The following is an 18,289-nucleotide window of genomic DNA, read 5'->3' on the forward strand; positions in this document are numbered from 1 at the left end:
AAAATAGTTTATGCGCCTTAAAGATAAAATTAGAATTGTACTATTTTATTTTGAATTTACTATAAAAAACCTGTTTCTGAAGAGAAACAGGTTTTTTGGTTACGCGTGTCGTCTAGCTGCCATAATTTTGCCAATCGCTTGGCGTTCTGCTTGCGGTATGGCTTGGCGACCTAAGTCAAACAGGGGTTCTTCAATGGCGGTATGTACGTCGTAGCCGTGAACAAATTGCTGCAAAACGGTTAGGTCTAAATCGTTGCGTTCGCCGTTGAGTAGGGCTTCTAATTGTGTGCGTAGGGTTGCCCAGTTGTCGTGTAAAATTTGGTGTTGGCGGTTGAGTTCGTCAATGTCGCTTTGGGCTTGTGGAGCGTATTGCAGCAGGGTGGGGAAGAAATTTTGTTCTTCATCTTCGTGGTGAAGGGGCGCGGCTTGGTTGAAATAGGTGCAGATTTGTTTGATGGCTTCGCGCGCTGGTGTGTTCACGCCGTTTTCTGCAAGGTATTCAGGCAGCATTTTGAGTTGTCCGCAAAAGCATTTCACTTTGCCGTGGCAGGCGTAAAGCATGTCAATGGGTTCGTCCCATGTGGCGGTGGCTTGGTTGTTTAGATTTAACATAGTGAGTTCCTTATATTATTCAGGCAGCCTGAAAATGATTTTTCAGGCTGCCTGAGCTTTTTTACATTTCACCGCGTGCGAAAATTTGGCGTTTGCCATCAGTTTCGGCTGGGGAAACAATGCCGCCGTCTTCTAATGCTTGCATTAAGTTGGCTGCGCGGTTGTAGCCAATTCGCAAGTGGCGTTGCAAGGCGGAAATTGATGTTTTGCGGCTGCTCACGACAAATTGCACGGCTTGGTCAAACAATTCATCACCGCCATTGCTGGCTTCTGGGTTGATGAATTGGTTGGTTGCCAAAGTGGCTTCGCCGCTCAAAATGCCTTCTTCGTAATTCGGCTCGGCTTGCGCTTTGATGAACGATACCACGCGATGCACTTCGTCATCATTCACAAACGCGCCTTGCAAACGAGTTGGTTCGGCTTCGCCTGGTTGCAAGAACAATAAATCGCCATATTTGAGCAAATCTTCCGCGCCCATTTGGTCAAGAATGGTGCGGCTATCAATGCGGCTTTGCACGGTAAACGCCATGCGCGTTGGCACGTTGGCTTTGATTAAGCCTGTAATCACGTCCACGCTTGGGCGTTGAGTGGCGATAATCATGTGAATGCCTGCTGCACGAGCTTTTTGTGCCAGTCGGGCGATTTGTGTTTCCACCGCTTTTTTCTCGGTCATCATTAAATCGGCTAATTCGTCAATCACCACCACGATTTGCGGCAATTTTTCCAACGGTTCAGGTTCGTCAGGATTCAGGCTAAACGGGTTTGGAATCGGTTTTTCAGCCAATTTCGCAGCCTGAATTTTCTCGTTGTAACCTGCCAAGTTGCGCACGCCAACGTGAGACAGCAAACGGTAGCGTTTTTCCATTTCTGCCACGCACCAATTCAGCGCGTTGCCTGCGGCTTTCATATCGGTAACAACAGGGCAGAGCAGGTGTGGAATACCTTCGTAAACCGACAATTCCAGCATTTTCGGGTCAATCATAATGAAGCGGACTTCATCAGGTTTGGCTTTGTATAACATGGATAAAATCATGGCATTTACGCCAACGGATTTACCCGAACCTGTCATACCGCCCACCAATAAATGCGGCATTTTTGCCAAGTCGCCAACCATGGCTGCGCCTGCGATGTCTTTACCTAATGCCACGCTCAATTTAGATTGCGATTCAGTAAACGCGTCTGAAGCAAAAATTTCTTGTAGCAACACGTCTTGGCGGTTTTCGTTTGGCAACTCAATGCCCATGGTGTTTTTGCCAGCGATGGTTTCGACCACACGCACAGATTGCACGGTTAAGGCGCGAGCCAAGTCTTTGCTGAGATTGACAATTTGGCTGCCTTTCACGCCGCGAGCAGGTTCGATTTCGTAGCGTGTAATCACAGGACCCGCCGTTGCGCTGACCACTTTGACTTCAATGCCAAAGTCTGCCAATCGCTCTTCGATGTATTTAGCGGTTTCTTCCAGTTTCGCTTTATCAATTTCGCTTGAAGCAATTGCTTTCGGTTTGTTCAAGCTGCTTAATGTAGGCAATTGATATTCAGGGATTTCAGGCTGCAACTCTGATTGGTTTTCAGGCTGCGATTGCTCTACCACTTTTTCGCGATTGCTTTTGGCGATAATAGGCTGCGCGACTGTAATATCAATTTTTCGATTGCTGGTGCTGCCTGAAGGTTTGTGTTCAATCGGTTCAGCAATGATGTTTTCTGCAACGGCAACGCTTTTGGGCTGAATGATTTTGGATTCAGATGCTTCTTCAATAAAAACATCCTCTTCGCTGTTGCGTTTGCGGAAAAGGTATTTGAATAGGCTTTCTAGTTTGCTGCCCAAATTTTCCAAAAAGTCTAACCACGAAATTTGGATTAACAGGGAAAAAGCGAGCATGGAAATAATAAAGAAAATCAACACGCTGCCTGTTACACCCAGCATTTTGCTCAAGCCTGATGCAATCAGCGAACCGACTAAGCCACCTGCGCCCAGTGGGAAACTTTTATCCAAGCTGATGCCAAACGCGAAAGTTTCTAAAACGGGGCTGCACAGCAATAAAAAGCCTAAGCCTACGCCCCCAATTAAGGCGTTGTAAGGCGGTTTTCCTGAAGCTAAAATGGGGCGGAAATTGCGGTATAACCACACGCCCATGGCGATAATCAGCCACCATGCGGACATGCCGAATAGGTAGTAAAAAATATCGGCGATGTATGAGCCGAGCAAGCCACCAAAATTGTGAATGCTGCCTGAATTAGGGCTATTGCGCGACCATGACGGGTCTTTCATGCTGAAGCTGATTAAGCATAGTGCAAGATACGCGGTTACAACCAAGAAAAACAGCCAAACGGTGTCGTCAATGAGGTTGCGGTCTTTTTCGCTGGTGCGACTGGTGACGGCTAACGCTGGGATTTTGCTGGCGTTATTGGTGGCTACGGCTTTTTTGTTGGTTTTATTGGCTTGGGGTTTGGCTGGAGGTGTTTTAATCATCGCGGAAGCAGTTTTGGTGCTGGCGCGTGGTTTTTTGGGGGATTTAATGGCAGCTTTTTTTTTGCTGCTGGGCTTGCTGTTTTGTTTCAGCAATTTGGATAATGGATTATTAGACATATTTTGCGCAAAAAAAATAAATTTTGCAGCCTGAAAAATATTTTTTCAGGCTGCCTGAAAACTTTTATATAAAGGCGCAATTATAGCGTATTTGTTAACTTTCGTTGGGATTAAAGTGTGCAAAATGTTGCTGCAAAATGGCTTCCCATGATGTGTTAGCCACTTCTAAATAGAATTGACGATAAGGGCAAAGGGAGTGCAGCCATGGTTTGGCTTTTTCGGTGTAGTGAATAATGGCTAATTCATTGTGTGGGCAGGCTAAGCGGTGCGCCATCATGTGCAAACCTTGATTTTGTGCAAAGGCGAGAATTGACCCTACTTGATAGTTGTAACCGACTGGCGCAGCAAGCCATTTTCCGCGCAAGGCTAGATTGAGCAAATCTTGGTCGCCAAATAGGGGTTGGGGGTAATCGCGCAGGGTTTGTTCAAATGTCTGTAAAAATTCGGTTTCGCGCCACAGAGGTAAATTCATCAGTAATACGCCCGAATTGAAGTAGGGCGTAAATTTTGGGTAATCGTCTATTCTGTTGGCATGAGGGGAATCGGCAACAATATCAGACACAGCAACCGCATGGCAGCCTGAAAAATCTTGCCAGTAAAACGTGTCTAGCGGCAGGTGGACAATCATGTCCACGTCTAAATACAGAGCGCGGTTGATTTCTTTGGGTAGAATTTGCGGCGCGATAATGCGATAGAAACTGCTTTCAGGCAGCCCATTGCCAGCCTGAAAATGGGAGAAGTCTAGGTTTTGCACGTTCAAGCCATAAATTACGCTGTTCATTTGTTGCAGTAAATGGTTGATTTGGGCAAACCATGTTTCGGGAAATGCGCTTTTGTGAATGAGATAAAAATGAACGTTTTGATGAACGCGCATGATGGATTTGATGAGCGTTTCGGTGGGTTGGGCGTAGTTTTGGTCGGCGGCTAAAACGATGTTTTTGATTGGGTTTGGCATTTGGCTTCTCACAAAAGTTTTCAGGCTGCATTTTAATGAAAAAATGCAGCCTGAAAACTTATTTCAACATATTTTTAATTACGCCCATCACCGTGCGCGTAATGGCTTTGGTGACTTGTTTGTTGATTTGGCTGCCAATCGAATCAGCTAAATCATAACCCAAGCCTTGTCCTGCTTTTTTGCGACCGCCAAACAGTCCGCCCAAAAAACCGTCCAATGCGCTGGGCTTGTCAGCTTCTTGTTTTGCGGCGATTTCTTGTTGTTTGGCTTCGCTGGCAGCCTGAACTTCTGTGGCTTGTTGCTCGGCAAGTTGTTGCAGGGCTTCGTATGCGGAGAAGTTGTCCACCATGTCTTTGTAGTGTGGGTACAAATTATCGGCTTGGAATGCGGCGTTGCGCTCGGTTTCTGTGAGTGGTGTGAGCTGTGATTGCGGCGGCATAATGAATGCGCGTTCTACCACTTGCGGCATGCCGTTTTCGTCCAAAAAGGAAACGAGTGCTTCGCCAACGGCTAATTCGGTAATGGTGGCGACAACGTCTAAATTGGGGTTGCTGCGGAAGGTGTCGGCGGTGGCTCTTACGGCTTTTTGGTCGCGTGGGGTAAAGGCGCGTAGGGCATGTTGAACGCGGTTGCCGAGTTGCTCCAAAACGGTGTCGGGCAAATCCAGCGGATTTTGGGTAACGAAATACACGCCCACACCTTTGGAACGAATCAGGCGCACGGCTTGTTCCACTTGGTCAATCAGGATTTTGTTGGCGTTGTCAAAAATCAGGTGGGCTTCGTCAAAAAATAGGACGAATTTGGGTTTTTCTGGGTCGCCTGTTTCAGGCAGCGTTTCAAAGAGTTCGGCTAAAAACCAGAGCATGAATGCGCTGTATAGGCGTGGTGAGCGCATGAGTTTTTCGGCGTTTACGATGTTAATCACGCCTTGCCCGTTTTCGCTTTGAATCCAGTCTTGCAGATTGAGCGATGGTTCGCCAAAGAATTTGTCTGCGCCTTCGGATTCGAGTTGCAGCAGTTGGCGTTGGATTGCGCCGATGCTGGCGGCGGATACGTTGCCGTAGGTGTCGCGGTATTCTTTGGCGTGTTCGGAAACGTATTGCAGCAAGCCGCGCAGGTCTTTTAGGTCGATTAAGTGCCAGCCTTTGTCATCGGCTACGCGGAATACGAGATTTAAGACGCCTTCTTGGGTGCCGTTCAGATTCATCAGGCGAGCGAGCAGCATTGCGCCCATTTCGGAAATGGTTACGCGCACGGGGATACCTGTTTCGCCGTATACGTCCCAAAAGCGAACGGGGAAGCCTTGCAGATAGTCGTCTGATAAGCTGTATTGCGCCATGCGTTCGGCGACTTTGCCGCTGTTTTGTCCTGCGCGGCAAATGCCTGATAAATCGCCTTTTACGTCTGCCATGAGTACGGGTACGCCTTGGCTGCTGAATGTTTCGGCGAGTTTGCGTAGGGTTACGGTTTTGCCTGTGCCTGTTGCGCCTGCGATTAAGCCGTGGCGGTTTGCCATTTTGGCGATGAGTTGTACGGGGGTGTTGTTGTGGTTGTGTGCGATGGTGTATTCGGTCATGTTTTTCCTAATCAACGCAGCCTGAAAATGGTTTCAGGCTGCAAATCAGTTGAAATAATGGTTTTTTTGTTAATCAAGCCAATGCAGCCTGAAAAATCATTTTCAGGCTGCGTGTGATTTAGTGGCGCATAAATGAATTAGCACCGCTCATGTTGGACAAACTTGCTTGAAATTCCACACACGGGTCTTTTTTATAACGAACCGCATCTGCGCCCAATTCGGCGGCGTTGATTTTGCCATTGTAGTTCACATCACGGCGGTTAAACGATTCAACGGTGTTCATTTCAAACGAAAAAATCAGATTGTCTTTAGATTTGACTTGCGCCGCTTTCCATTCTTCTAAGTCCAGCATACCATCATGATTTTTATCGTTGAGTTTGATGAATGCGACAGTAGGTGGGTCTGTCCAACAAGCCTCTGCTGTTACCATAGGCAAAATCATTAGAGCTGTACTACATAATAAAGCGTGTTTCATACTAACCTCCTGCTACTGTCATATCGCTAATTAAAATTGAACCTATTTTGCTGGAACTGCGCTTGAGTGAATCGTCTGCTGTGCCAACAATGCCGCGCAACATTTCTTTCAGGCTGCCAGCAATCGTAATCCCTGAAACAGGATACGCAATCTTGCCATTTTCTACCCAAAAACCTGCCGCGCCGCGAGAGTAATCGCCTGTGAGCATATTCACGCCTTGCCCCATCAATTCGGTTACAAGCAATCCCGTTCCCATTTGCCGCAATAAATCCGCTTGCGTGGGGACGGTGACGGTTAAATACAAATTGTGCGAACCGCCTGCGTTGCCTGTGGATTGCAAATTCAGTTTTCGTGCGGCGTAGCTGTCTAAAAAATAGCCTTGCACAATGCCGTTTTCAATCACAAAGCGTGGTTTTGTCGCCACGCCTTCACTGTCAAAATACGCGCTGCCGAGCGAACGGGCAATGTGCGGTTCTTCGCGTAGACTGATGTTGTCGGGCAGAATTTGTGTGCCTAAGCTGTTGAGCAAAAAACTGCTTTCACGATACAACGCGCTGCCTGACAATCCTCCAATAATGTGTCCAATCAGGCTGCCTGAAATAGTGGTATCAAACATCACAGGATAATTGCCTGTTTTCAGGCTGCGTGAATCTAGGCGACTGAGTGTGCGTTGCGCTGCCATTTTGCCGATTTGTTCGGGTGTGTCCAATGCGGTGGCATCGCAAGATAAGTCGTACCAATAATCGCGTTCCATGCCGTTGTCATCGCTGGCAACCACGCTGCAAGAAATGCTGTGGCGTGTGCCACGTTGGTGTTGGTTGAAGCCGTGTGAGTTGGCGTAAACAAATTGGAAATGCCCTGTGCTGACGCCTGCGCCTTCGGAATTGGTGATGCGTTTGTCGGCAGAAAGGGCGATGTCTTCGCAGCGTTTGGCGAGTTCTACGGCGGTTTCAGATGACAAGTCCCATTCGTGATAGCGGTCTAAATCGCCAATGTGTTTGGCCATTAAATCGGGGTCTGCTAAGCCTGAGAAGGGGTCTTCAGCAGTGTATCGCGCTATATCACACGCAGCCTGAACAGTGGCGGCAAGCGCTTGTGGCGATAAATCGGCGGTGCTGGCACGTCCCTTGCTGTGTCCCACGTAAACGGTTACGTCTAAGGATTTGTCTTGTTGATGTTCGATTTGTTCGATGTCGCGCCAACGCACTTGGACGCTTTGTCCAATAGATTCGCTCACATCGACTTCGGCTGATGTCGCGCCTTTTTGTTTGGCTAACGCCAAGGCTTGCTCAGCAACTTGGCTTAATTCTTGGGCGGTATGTTGAAACATAAAAATAGTAATGTTGAGTTAAGAAATTTTACCCATTGTAGCGGTTTCAGGCTGCATTGCGTGTAAAAGTAGATAAAAACTTAAAGTATTGCGTAAAGTTTGCTATGATTGCGCACTCTAATAATTTGAGATGATTGAAGTTTATTGAAATGGAACAACAAAACGAAGAATGGGTAAGCAAAACCCAAAAGAAAAAACAAATGGACGAATTGCAGGATTTGGGCATGGAATTGACCAAATTGTCTTCGGAAACATTGAAAAAATTATCGCTGCCTGAAAATTTGAATGATGCGGTGCGTGAGTATAAAAAGATTACGTCAAACAGCGCGGAAAAACGCCAACGCCAGTATATTGGTCGCTTGATGCGTGATATTGACCCTACGCCAATCCGTGAATTTTTGGCGCGTTTGAAAGGCGACAATCAGGCGCACAATGCGTTCTTGCAACGTGTGGAACAGGCGCGTACGCATTTGCTGGAAAATGATGATGCGCTCACAAAATTTATGACAGACTACCCACACGCGGATTCGGGTAGTTTGCGAACGCTGATTCGCAATGCACGTAAGGAAGCGGAACAGAGCAAACCGCCTAAGAATTTCCGTGCGCTGTATCAGGAATTAAAGGCGGTAATGGAGCAGGAAACGCAAGTTTCCGATGGATAATCAGGGATTAGGTTGATGAAATTAAAAACAGTTTTGGTGTTTTTGGCGATTGGTTTTCAGGCTGCATGTTCTGGTTCTGATGGCAAAAAACAGGCTGAATCTGAGGCAGCTGCCAGCAAGCCTAAAGTTGAGGTTTATGTGGATAATGGTCCTAAGCCTCAATACTGGGCAATGAGTAACGTTTCTTACCCGCCGTTCTCTTTTCGCAATAAGGACGGCTTTTTAACGGGCTTGGATATTGATTTATTGAATGCGATTGCTGAAAAAGAGCGTATTGAAATCAAAATCATGCCACAGGAAATGGATAGTTTATTTCGTCGTTTAGATGAAGATGCGACGGATATTATTTTAGGCGGCATCAATATCACACCTGCAAGACAGCAAAAATACATTTTCACTCAGCCTTATCTAAATTTATTTAGCGCGGCGTTAGTCGATGAGAAGGTGAGTGGTAAATTGACCAGTTTTTCGCAATTGAACGGAAAACCTGCGGGGGTGGTGGCTTCCAGTGCTTACGATATGTTGGCTAAGCAGGCGCAATTCGGTGCGGTTGAGCATTTTCCGAATATTTACCAAGGTATTACGGCGATGGCTAGCGGCAAAGTGGCTGCGGTTTATGATAATGAGCGGGTGCTGGATTTGTATGCTGCGAATAACCCTCATTTGTATATTTTGAAAAATACATCTAGTAAAGTATATTTTGGTTTTGTGCTCAATAAGAAAAATAATGTATTAAAACAACGCTTAGACAAGGGTTTAGAAGCAATCCGTAAAGACGGAACGTACGATAAAATTTTGGCTAAATGGGGGACAGAACAAGTCAGAGGTAAGATTTAAGCGATAAAAAACAGGTTCATTTCTGAACCTGTTTTTTTGTTTTCAGGCAGCCTGAAACTGCTGGCGATAGTAATTCAGCAAATTACGGAACACATTTGGGTCTTTAATAAACGTCATTTCACCCTCTGCTGGGAAATGATAATCCAGAAAACGCGACACCCAAAAACGCACGCAGCCTGCACGATAAGCGACTGGCAAATATTCTTTTTCCGCCGCTTCCAATGTGCGAACGCTTTGATAACCACGCATAAACGCATCGCGCAAAGTCGGCACAATATGGTTGTCTGCATTACGCGCCCAATCGTTAATCGCAATTGCTAAATCATAGACAAAACTGCCGTTGCACGCATAATAAAAGTCAATAAAACCAGAAACTTGGTTTTTATTGAGTAATACATTATCTTTAAATAAATCGGCGTGAATAATGCCACTTGGCAAGTGGTTGTCTGGATGTTGCGCTAAAAAGGCGATTTCATTAGTGAGCAACGCCGCGTCTTCTGTGTCCAAAAATGGCAGCAATTTTTCGCTGCTTTCTGTCCACCATACAGCGTGACGTGGGTTGAGCATGGTTTGTGTGAAACTTTTGCTGGCTGAGTGCATTTTGGCAAGCATTGCACCTGTGCTAAAGCATTGTTCTTCTGTGGCAAATGCGGTGTCGCAGCCTGTTAATTTGCTGACGATACACGCTGGTTTATTGGCTAATGTGGCGGTCAAATCGCCATTTTTTTTTGCGATGGGCGCAGGACACGCAACGCCGTTTGCGCTGAGATGTTGTGTCAGTTCCATGAAAAATGGCAATTCATCGGCGCGTAAGGTTTCAAAAACGGTTAAAACGTAGCTGTTTTCGCTGGTGTGCAAAAAATAATTGCTGTTGGTTACGCCTTGAGCAATACCTTGCAGGGATTTAAATTCGCCGATGTTGTACTCGGTTAAAAGTTGGCGCATTTCTTCATCGGAAACGCTGGTGTAAACGGACATAATTGCAGCCTGAAAAAAGTGGAAAAGAAGAGCGAAATCAATCATAGCAAAAATAAAGGGCTTATTAAAGTTTCAGACTGCCTGAAAATCATAATTAGACATATTGTCTATAAAATAACAAATTTGTCCAAAATTTGAAGTTTTGTCTTGCTGGTAATGTCTAAAAAGTCTAAAATTCGCCCCATCGTTTTTCAACTTATATAAAAGAACACAACCATGAAACCACAAACCCTTTACGACAAACTTTGGAATAGCCACATCGTCCGCGAAGAAGAAGACGGCACGGTGCTGCTGTATATTGACCGCCATTTGGTGCATGAAGTGACTAGCCCACAAGCATTTGAAGGCTTGAAAATGGCAGGGCGCAAATTGTGGCGCATTGACAGCGTAGTCTCCACAGCCGACCACAACACGCCAACAGGCGATTGGGATAAGGGCATTCAAGACCCGATTTCTAAATTGCAAGTGGATACTTTGGACAGCAATATTAAAGAATTTGGCGCATTGGCGTATTTCCCATTTATGGATAAAGGTCAAGGCATTGTTCACGTTATGGGGCCTGAACAAGGAGCGACATTGCCTGGTATGACCGTGGTTTGCGGCGATTCGCACACGTCCACTCACGGGGCGTTTGGCGCATTGGCGCACGGCATCGGCACATCCGAAGTGGAACACACAATGGCAACGCAATGTATTACCGCGAAAAAATCCAAATCCATGTTGATTGACGTTTCAGGCAGCCTGAAATTTGGCGTTACCGCAAAAGACGTGGCTTTGTACATCATCGGACAAATCGGCACGGCTGGCGGCACGGGTTACGCGATTGAATTTGGCGGTTCAGCCATTCGCAGTTTAAGCATGGAAGGTCGCATGACTTTGTGCAATATGGCGATTGAAGCGGGCGCACGTTCGGGCATTGTCGCGGTTGATGATACGACGATTGATTATGTAAAAGGTCGCCCATTCGCACCAAAAGGCGATGACTGGGACAAAGCGGTTGAATATTGGCGTACTTTGGTTTCAGACGAAGGCGCGGAATTTGACCAAGTTTACCGTTTCAAAGCGGAAGACATTGAACCGCAAGTAACTTGGGGAACATCGCCTGAAATGGTATTGGAAATCAGTAACGTAGTTCCAAATCCTGCCGATGAACAAGATGCGGTAAAACGCGCTGGCATGGAACGCGCTTTGGAATACATGGGTTTGACGGCTGGCACGCCATTGAATGAAATTCCTGTGGACATCGTGTTTATCGGCTCTTGCACCAACAGCCGCATTGAAGATTTGCGTGAAGCGGCGAAAGTGGCAAAAGGTCGCACGAAAGCGGCGAATGTGCAGCGCGTGTTAATCGTGCCAGGTTCGGGTTTGGTGAAACAGCAAGCGGAACAAGAAGGTTTGGACAAAATCTTTATTGACGCAGGATTTGAATGGCGTGAACCAGGCTGCTCAATGTGCTTGGCGATGAACGCTGATCGCCTTGAACCGCAACAACGCTGTGCTTCTACGTCCAACCGTAATTTTGAAGGTCGTCAAGGCAATGGCGGTCGCACGCATTTGGTTAGCCCTGCAATGGCAGCGGCGGCGGCGGTAATGGGGCATTTTGTTGATGTGCGCGAAATGGCGTAATGTAATAATCGCAGCCTGAAACTCGTTAAGTTGCGTTAAATCCCAAAAGATGATGCAACATTTCGGCAATAATTCAGGCTGCACAGGTTGTGCAAAATAAACATTTTAAGGAATAGTATTATGAAAAAAATCGCCAAAAGCACAGCTACTTCAGGTAAAAATGCAGCGATTAACAAAGCCACTTCAGGCTTAACTGGCACAACCACAACTGCCACTCAAGCCACTGAAAAAGCAATGACCACCACAACAGAACAAGGTTCTGCGGTAGGCAACATGTTAAAAGGTCTTTTAAACTAATTGCGAAACTTTCAGGCTGCGTGATATTTTAGGCAGCCTGAAAGAAAAGTAGTTTTGCTTCATAAATTTTTTTTCATTCATATCACTAGTTAGATAAATCAATTATAATGATTACCTTGCAAAATCGACGTTTTCAGGCAGCCTGAAAACTATTTTGCAAAATCAAATCAGATTTTACGACTAGAAAAATATTGAAAGAAAATAATTTATGATGCATTACGATACTATTATTGTTGGTGGTGGCGCTGGCGGCGTAGAGCTGGCGGCAAAATTAGGTCGCAAATACGGACGCGGCGTGGGCAACGAAAAAGTGTTGTTGATTGACCGCTCAATCGTTCACATTTGGAAGCCCACTTTGCATGAAGTAGCCGTTGGCACGCTTGACCCACAACAAGAAGGTTTGCTTTACACCACACTCGCACGACACAATCACTTTTCATTCACATTGGGTGAATTAACAGGTTTCAATGCCGAAGCACGCCAAATCACAATCGGCGAATTGCGTGATGAAGACGGCAGTTTATTGGTACCAGAAAGCACCATCAGTTTTAATACTTGCGTATTAGCGATTGGTAGCGGTTCCAACTCTTTCGGGACAAAAGGCTTTGAACACGCGCATACTTTGGAAAATGCACAAGACGCACAGCAATTTCAAAAATACCTATTTGGTCGCTTCTTGCAAGCATCTCACTCAGACAAACGCAATTTGAACATCGCCATTATTGGCGCAGGCGCAACAGGCGTTGAATTAGCGGCAGAGATGACTGAAGCCTATAATGAAATCCACCAAATCATTGGTATGGCCAACCGTTTCCGCATTGAAATCAATTTGATTGAAGCTGCGCCACGTATTTTGTCAGTAATGCCAGAGCAAGTATCTGAACAATCCATGCAAATTCTGGAACGTAAACAAATCAACGTGCATGTTGGCACCAAAGTAAACGAAATTACAGAACATTCAGTTGTAACCGATAAAGGCGAAATCCCAGCCGACATCGTAATTTGGGCGGCAGGCATCAAAGCATCAGAAAGCAATAAACATTTTGGTTTAGAAACCAACCACATCAATCAATTTATTGTAGACGGCAAAATGGCAACATCAGCCAAACACGTTTACGCGATTGGCGATTGCTCAAGCCTCACACAAGCAGACGGTACACGCATTCCAGCCACCGCACAAGCCGCGCACCAACAAGCCAGCTTTATGGCAAAACAATTATGGGCAATGGCTCAAGAAAAACCATTTAATGATACATTTGTCTACACCGATAGCGGTTCACTGGTTTCATTAGGTTTTGACTCAGGCGTTGGCAAAGTAGCCACCAACCCAAAACACTCAAGTAACACCATTTTCATTAAAGGCTTGATTGCAAAATGGGCACACGTATCATTACATTTATTGCACCATTTCACCGTATTGGGATTTAGAAGAACACTGCTGCTGGCGTTGGCACGTTTAGCACAAAAACGCATTTCAGGACGTTTGAAACTGCACTGATTTTCAGGCTACCTTGTCCATGCAAACAGAGACAGAGAATTTGCATCAAAATTGCTTAAAGATATTCTGTCTCTGTAACCCCTTCATTTTTTAATTTTAAAGGAAAATTTTATGAAAAAAATCATTCTTTTGAGCTTAACCGCTTTGGCATTGGCAGCTTGTGCAGACACACGCAGCAGCGTAACTTCAGACGCAACCACTTGGGATAAATTAGATTATTCAGTGAAAAAAGACACGCAAGAAATCGAAGCACGTCAAGAACCGATTGACCGCCCAGCGATTGTGCCAGTGAAAACTGAACCAGCCTCCGCACCAGCACCAATTTACGTTCAATAATTTCAAAAAAACGCAGCCTGAAAACTTTTCAGGCTGCTACTTGCAGAGACACATTCCATGAAAGCATTTACTCAAACCACCGCCCTAGTTGCCCCATTAGACCGCAACAATGTGGACACAGACGCAATTATCCCTAAACAATTTCTCAAATCCATTAAGCGTTCAGGCTTTGGCGTAAATTGCTTTGACGAATGGCGTTATCTCGACCATGGCGAACCAGGCATGGACAACAGCAAACGCCCACTCAACCCAGAATTTCCATTGAATTTTCCACGCTATCAAGGCGCACAAATTTTGCTGACACGCAAAAATTTCGGTTGCGGTTCCAGCCGCGAACATGCACCTTGGGCGTTAGACGACTACGGTTTCCGCGCCGTGATTGCCCCAAGTTTTGCAGATATTTTCTTCAATAACTGCTACAAAAACGGCTTGTTGCCAATCGTATTGACAGAAGAACAAGTAGAAAAATTGTTCCAAGAAGTGAACGCACAAGAAGGCTACCAATTATCAATTGACTTAGCTAAACAAGAATTAACCACACCAAGCGGCGAAGTGTTCAAGTTTGACATCACAGAACACCGCAAACACTGCTTGCTCAACGGCTTAGACGAAATCGGCTTAACTCTGCAACACGCAGACGATATTCAAGCGTTTGAAGCGAAACGTAGACAAACCCAACCTTGGTTATTCCAACAAGCATAAAAATGCAGCCTGAAAACCGTTTGGATAATATTCAAGCGGTTTTATCTTATTTGAAAGACATCATCATGCAAGACAAAACCCTATCCACTGCCATTCAGCTACCCCAAAAAATTTCAGGCAGCTTTTTTCATGCTAACTGGATTGCACCCCAAAACGTCAAAACGCTCATCACAACGCGCAATGGCGGCGTGAGTTTAGGCAAATTCAGCAGCCTGAACGTAGGCGCACACGTTGGCGATAATCCCGAACACGTTGCCAAAAACCGCGAAATTGTGCAGCAACAAGTAAGCGTGCCGATGGCGTATTTGAACCAAATTCACAGCGCAGATGTGGTTCGCGCCACCGATAGCGTGAACACCCCTTTAGACGCAGACGCTTCGTGGGACAATTCAGGCAGCGTGGCGTGTGCCGTGATGACCGCAGATTGCTTGCCTGTATTGTTCTGCGACCGTGCGGGAACGGTAGTCGCAGCGGCGCATGCGGGTTGGCGCGGATTGGCGGGGGGTGTGTTGCAAAACACAGTTGCTGCCATGGGCGTTGAACCGATTGAAATCATGGCGTATTTTGCGCCTGCGATTGGTGCGGAAGCGTTTGAAGTGGGGCAAGATGTGTTTGATGCGTTTGTGTCGGATTTGCCTGCGGCAGAACGGGCGTTTCAGGGAATTGGCGGTGGCAAATATTTGGCAGATATTTATGACTTGGCACGACTGGTGTTGCAGCGCGAAGGCGTTACGCAGATTTTTGGCGGCGAGCATTGCACGGTTTTGGAACGTGAATCGTTTTTCTCGTATCGCCGAGATGGGCAGACTGGGCGCATGGTGAGTGCGATTTGGTTGGAAGAATAAAAAAGCAGCCTGAAAACTTTTCAGGCTGCTTTTTGTTTATGCAAATGGGTGTTGAATTAAGATGGTTTCTTCACGGTCTGGGCCAGTTGAGATAATCGCCACAGGCGCACCGCACACTTCTTCAATGCGTTTTAGATATTTTTTCGCATTTTCAGGCAGCGCGTCATACGATTTCACGCCGAAAGTCGTTTCCGTCCAGCCGTCCATCGTTTCATAAATCGGCATGCAGCCAGCTACCGCGTCCGCACCGAATGGCAAAATGTCAGTCGTAGAACCGTCTGGCAGCGTGTAGCCCGTGCAAATTTTCACTTCTTTCATGCCGTCCATTACGTCCAATTTCGTGATACACATGCCCGTGATGCCGTTTACTTGGATTGAGCGTTTCAATGCCGCCGCGTCAAACCAACCACAACGGCGCGGACGACCTGTTACCGAGCCGAACTCGTTGCCGCGTTGTGCCAAACCTGCGCCCACATCGTCAAACAATTCCGTTGGGAAGGGGCCGCTACCCACGCGCGTGGTGTAGGCTTTCACAATACCCAATACATATTGCAACATTTGCGGCGGCACACCTGCGCCAGCCGAAGCCGCGCCAGCAATACAATTTGATGAAGTAACAAAAGGATAAGTGCCGTAATCAATATCCAACAACGTGCCTTGCGCACCTTCAAACAACAAACGCTCACCGCGTTGATTTTTGTCGTACAACGTGCGTGAAACGTCCGCAATCATCGGCAAAACACGTTCGCGGAATGCGTTGATTTTCGCCATTACATCATCAAACGCAACAGGCGCGACTTTGTGCAAATGTTCCAACTGCACATTATACAAATCCAAATTCGCGCGAACTTTGTCCGCAACCAAATCCATATTCAACAAATCGCCCACGCGCACCGAACGGCGAGCCACTTTGTCTTCATACGCAGGGCCGATGCCGCGACCAGTTGTACCGATTTTTTTGTCGCCTTTTGACGCTTCACGCGCTTGGTCTAATGCGATGTGATACGGCAAAATCAGGGGTGCGGTTGCTGAAATTTTCAAGCGTTTTTCCACGTCTTTCACGCCAGCCACGTTCAATTCGTCAATCTCGCCGAGCAAGGCTTCAGGCGACACGACCACGCCCGACCCGATAAAGCAATCCAATTTTTCATGCAAAATACCGCTTGGAATCAGGCGCAACACGGTTTTTTTGCCGTTTACGACCAGCGTGTGTCCCGCGTTGTGTCCGCCCTGAAAACGCACCACGCCTGTGGTTTGTTCCGCGAGCCAATCTACGATTTTGCCTTTACCTTCGTCGCCCCATTGCGAACCGATGACTACTACGTTTTGTGCCATTTTGTTTGACCTTTTTTGGGTTTGGGTTGGAAAGAGAGATTTTCAGGCTGCCTGAAAGTTATTTAGTCATACTGAAACCATGTTTACGCAAAATTTGCTGTCCTGCTTCGGAGTGAATATGTTTAACTAAATCAATTAAATAATCTGAATTATTCACTCTGCTGTACCGCGCGAGTGCAATCGCAAAATGTTGTTGCTTACCTGCTGAATTTTTCAGCGTAAAGGTTTGTTGTGTATTGGATAAAACTAAATTTTGTTGTGTTGCTTTGTTCATTGTTGCTTCATCGGCAATCAATATATCAATGATTTCAACAAATTGTCCGCCCCGAGTCAATTTGGGTAGCATTTCTTCGTATGTTTCTTCGTGAGTTAGTCCATCTATACACGGATGCTTCTGCGAAAATGTTAAACGGGAGAACGCGTCCCTTAAAATTTTATCATCAATAGAAGCGGCTACGTTGTAATGATAGCTACACGCGTTGGCGACAAGCGGAAATGAAAGCAGCTAAGGATAAAAATAATTTAGCTAGCATGGGGTTCTTTCAATGAGTTGTATTTAAGGGGAAATAATAGTTTTTCAGGCAGCCTGAAAACACGCATATGATAAAATCCAAATTTCACTATCTCACAGCGCATAAGCATACCCGATTTTCAGGCTGCATGTGCAGTATTTCAGTCCAATGAAACCCCATTCCCAAAACAATCCCTTACCCATTTTAGACGGCATCAAACCCAGCTATCTCGTTTTGCCGCACGACAAACAATTTACAGGCAAAACCATCTTATTTTTCCTGTGCCAACATTTCCCCTTTGTCAGCGAAGCCGCATGGCAAGCACGGCTCAACAGCGGCATGGTCGTCAATCAACAAGGCGAACCCATTAATGAAACCACGCCCTTTGTTTCAGGCTGCGTGATTTATTACTACCGCGAAATCAGCCGCGAAGACGAACCGCGTATCCCCTTCGACGAACACATTTTGTGGCAAGACGAGCATCTAATCGTAGTAGATAAACCGCACTTCTTGCCCGTGATTCCAAGCGGACGTTTCTTGCACGAAACCTTGCTCACACGCTTGCGATTGCGCCCTGATTTGCAGCATTTAAACGTGGCGGACATCACACCCATTCATCGGCTAGACAAAGACACGGCTGGCGTGATGTTACTTTCGCACAACCCCAGTTCGCGCCACGCCTATCAAACCATGTTCCAAGACAAAACCGTCCGCAAAACGTATCACGCTATCGCGCCCACGCGCACCGATTTAGCGTATCCACTAACCGTCCGTTCACGGCTAGAGCGCGGCGATTCATTTTTCCTAACCAAACAAGTGGACGGAGAACCCAATTCGGAAACGGAAATTGTTTTGCTAGAGCAGCGCGGCGAATACAGTTTGTATGAACTCAAACCAATTACAGGCAAAAAACACCAGTTGCGCGTTCACATGATGGGTTTGGGCATGCCGCTGCTCAATGACGCGCTGTATCCTATTGCCTTGCCAGCAGGTTCGGAAGACTATGCCAAACCGCTCCAATTGCTCGCCAAAACAATTGAGTTCTGCGACCCCATCGCAGGGGAACAACGGAAATTTGAAAGTAAGCAAAATTTGTAAACAAAAAGCAGCCTGAAAATATTTTCAG

General features: G+C 46.3%; 18 protein-coding genes. 9 read left to right on the top strand and 9 right to left on the bottom strand.

Going from position 1 to position 18,289, the window contains the following annotated elements; genetic code table 11:
• Positions 1-99 precede the first annotated feature (99 nt).
• The 6 genes from QEO93_RS01410 to pmbA form a co-directional block, all read right to left on the bottom strand.
• Positions 100-612, bottom strand: coding sequence for a hemerythrin domain-containing protein (locus QEO93_RS01410; protein WP_032137622.1), 513 nt, complete (start codon positions 610-612; stop codon positions 100-102).
• Positions 613-673: 61 nt separating this feature from the next.
• Entirely contained in the window at positions 674-3,199 is a 2,526-nt protein-coding gene (locus QEO93_RS01415) for a DNA translocase FtsK (protein ID WP_032137623.1), read from the bottom strand.
• Between the two features lie 94 nt (positions 3,200-3,293).
• On the bottom strand, positions 3,294-4,154 hold the full coding sequence (locus tag QEO93_RS01420; RefSeq protein ID WP_085815482.1) for a glycosyltransferase family 8 protein: 861 nt from the start codon (positions 4,152-4,154) through the stop codon (positions 3,294-3,296).
• Between the two features lie 58 nt (positions 4,155-4,212).
• The gene (locus tag QEO93_RS01425) at positions 4,213-5,730 is read right to left on the bottom strand and encodes a helicase HerA-like domain-containing protein (protein WP_085815483.1); all 1,518 of its coding nucleotides are present in this window, start codon (positions 5,728-5,730) and stop codon (positions 4,213-4,215) included.
• 118 nt (positions 5,731-5,848) lie between these two features.
• Positions 5,849-6,205, bottom strand: a complete 357-nt coding sequence (locus QEO93_RS01430) for an EF-hand domain-containing protein (protein ID WP_085815484.1) — start codon at positions 6,203-6,205, stop codon at positions 5,849-5,851.
• Between the two features lies 1 nt (position 6,206).
• Positions 6,207-7,535 (bottom strand): metalloprotease PmbA, encoded by a 1,329-nt coding sequence (gene pmbA / locus QEO93_RS01435; protein WP_085815485.1) that lies wholly within the window; start codon positions 7,533-7,535, stop codon positions 6,207-6,209.
• A 149-nt stretch (positions 7,536-7,684) separates the two neighbouring features.
• Here pmbA and yjgA point away from each other — a divergent pair, with 149 nt between their 5' ends.
• On the top strand, positions 7,685-8,197 hold the full coding sequence (yjgA, locus tag QEO93_RS01440) for a ribosome biogenesis factor YjgA (protein WP_085815486.1): 513 nt from the start codon (positions 7,685-7,687) through the stop codon (positions 8,195-8,197).
• A 15-nt stretch (positions 8,198-8,212) separates the two neighbouring features.
• Positions 8,213-9,034: a substrate-binding periplasmic protein gene (locus QEO93_RS01445; RefSeq protein WP_085815487.1), complete on the top strand. Its 822-nt coding sequence runs from the start codon at positions 8,213-8,215 to the stop codon at positions 9,032-9,034.
• A gap of 42 nt (positions 9,035-9,076) precedes the next feature.
• Here QEO93_RS01445 and thrB read toward each other — a convergent pair whose 3' ends face one another.
• Entirely contained in the window at positions 9,077-10,012 is a 936-nt protein-coding gene (gene thrB / locus QEO93_RS01450) for a homoserine kinase (protein ID WP_085815488.1), read from the bottom strand.
• A 216-nt stretch (positions 10,013-10,228) separates the two neighbouring features.
• Here thrB and leuC point away from each other — a divergent pair, with 216 nt between their 5' ends.
• From leuC to pgeF, 6 genes are all read left to right on the top strand, one after another.
• Positions 10,229-11,638, top strand: a complete 1,410-nt coding sequence (gene leuC, locus QEO93_RS01455) for a 3-isopropylmalate dehydratase large subunit (RefSeq protein ID WP_032137629.1) — start codon at positions 10,229-10,231, stop codon at positions 11,636-11,638.
• A gap of 120 nt (positions 11,639-11,758) precedes the next feature.
• Positions 11,759-11,935, top strand: coding sequence for a hypothetical protein (locus QEO93_RS01460; protein ID WP_157686339.1), 177 nt, complete (start codon positions 11,759-11,761; stop codon positions 11,933-11,935).
• A gap of 208 nt (positions 11,936-12,143) precedes the next feature.
• Positions 12,144-13,433, top strand: coding sequence for an NAD(P)/FAD-dependent oxidoreductase (locus tag QEO93_RS01465; RefSeq protein WP_245190666.1), 1,290 nt, complete (start codon positions 12,144-12,146; stop codon positions 13,431-13,433).
• A 111-nt stretch (positions 13,434-13,544) separates the two neighbouring features.
• Positions 13,545-13,769, top strand: a complete 225-nt coding sequence (locus QEO93_RS01470; RefSeq protein WP_052368805.1) for a hypothetical protein — start codon at positions 13,545-13,547, stop codon at positions 13,767-13,769.
• A 57-nt stretch (positions 13,770-13,826) separates the two neighbouring features.
• Positions 13,827-14,471, top strand: a complete 645-nt coding sequence (leuD, locus tag QEO93_RS01475) for a 3-isopropylmalate dehydratase small subunit (protein WP_032137630.1) — start codon at positions 13,827-13,829, stop codon at positions 14,469-14,471.
• A 65-nt stretch (positions 14,472-14,536) separates the two neighbouring features.
• Complete coding sequence (gene pgeF / locus QEO93_RS01480; RefSeq protein ID WP_032137660.1) at positions 14,537-15,316, top strand: peptidoglycan editing factor PgeF; 780 nt, start codon at positions 14,537-14,539, stop codon at positions 15,314-15,316.
• Between the two features lie 36 nt (positions 15,317-15,352).
• Here pgeF and QEO93_RS01485 read toward each other — a convergent pair whose 3' ends face one another.
• Positions 15,353-16,651, bottom strand: a complete 1,299-nt coding sequence (locus QEO93_RS01485) for an adenylosuccinate synthase (RefSeq protein WP_032137631.1) — start codon at positions 16,649-16,651, stop codon at positions 15,353-15,355.
• Between the two features lie 58 nt (positions 16,652-16,709).
• Entirely contained in the window at positions 16,710-16,997 is a 288-nt protein-coding gene (locus QEO93_RS01490; protein ID WP_032137632.1) for a hypothetical protein, read from the bottom strand.
• A 334-nt stretch (positions 16,998-17,331) separates the two neighbouring features.
• On the opposite strand from QEO93_RS01490, the gene QEO93_RS01495 reads away from it, so the two are divergent.
• The gene (locus tag QEO93_RS01495) at positions 17,332-18,261 is read left to right on the top strand and encodes an RluA family pseudouridine synthase (protein WP_032137633.1); all 930 of its coding nucleotides are present in this window, start codon (positions 17,332-17,334) and stop codon (positions 18,259-18,261) included.
• Positions 18,262-18,289 lie beyond the last annotated feature (28 nt).

Source organism: Kingella negevensis (assembly GCF_030177895.1).
GTDB lineage: Bacteria > Pseudomonadota > Gammaproteobacteria > Burkholderiales > Neisseriaceae > Kingella_C > Kingella_C negevensis.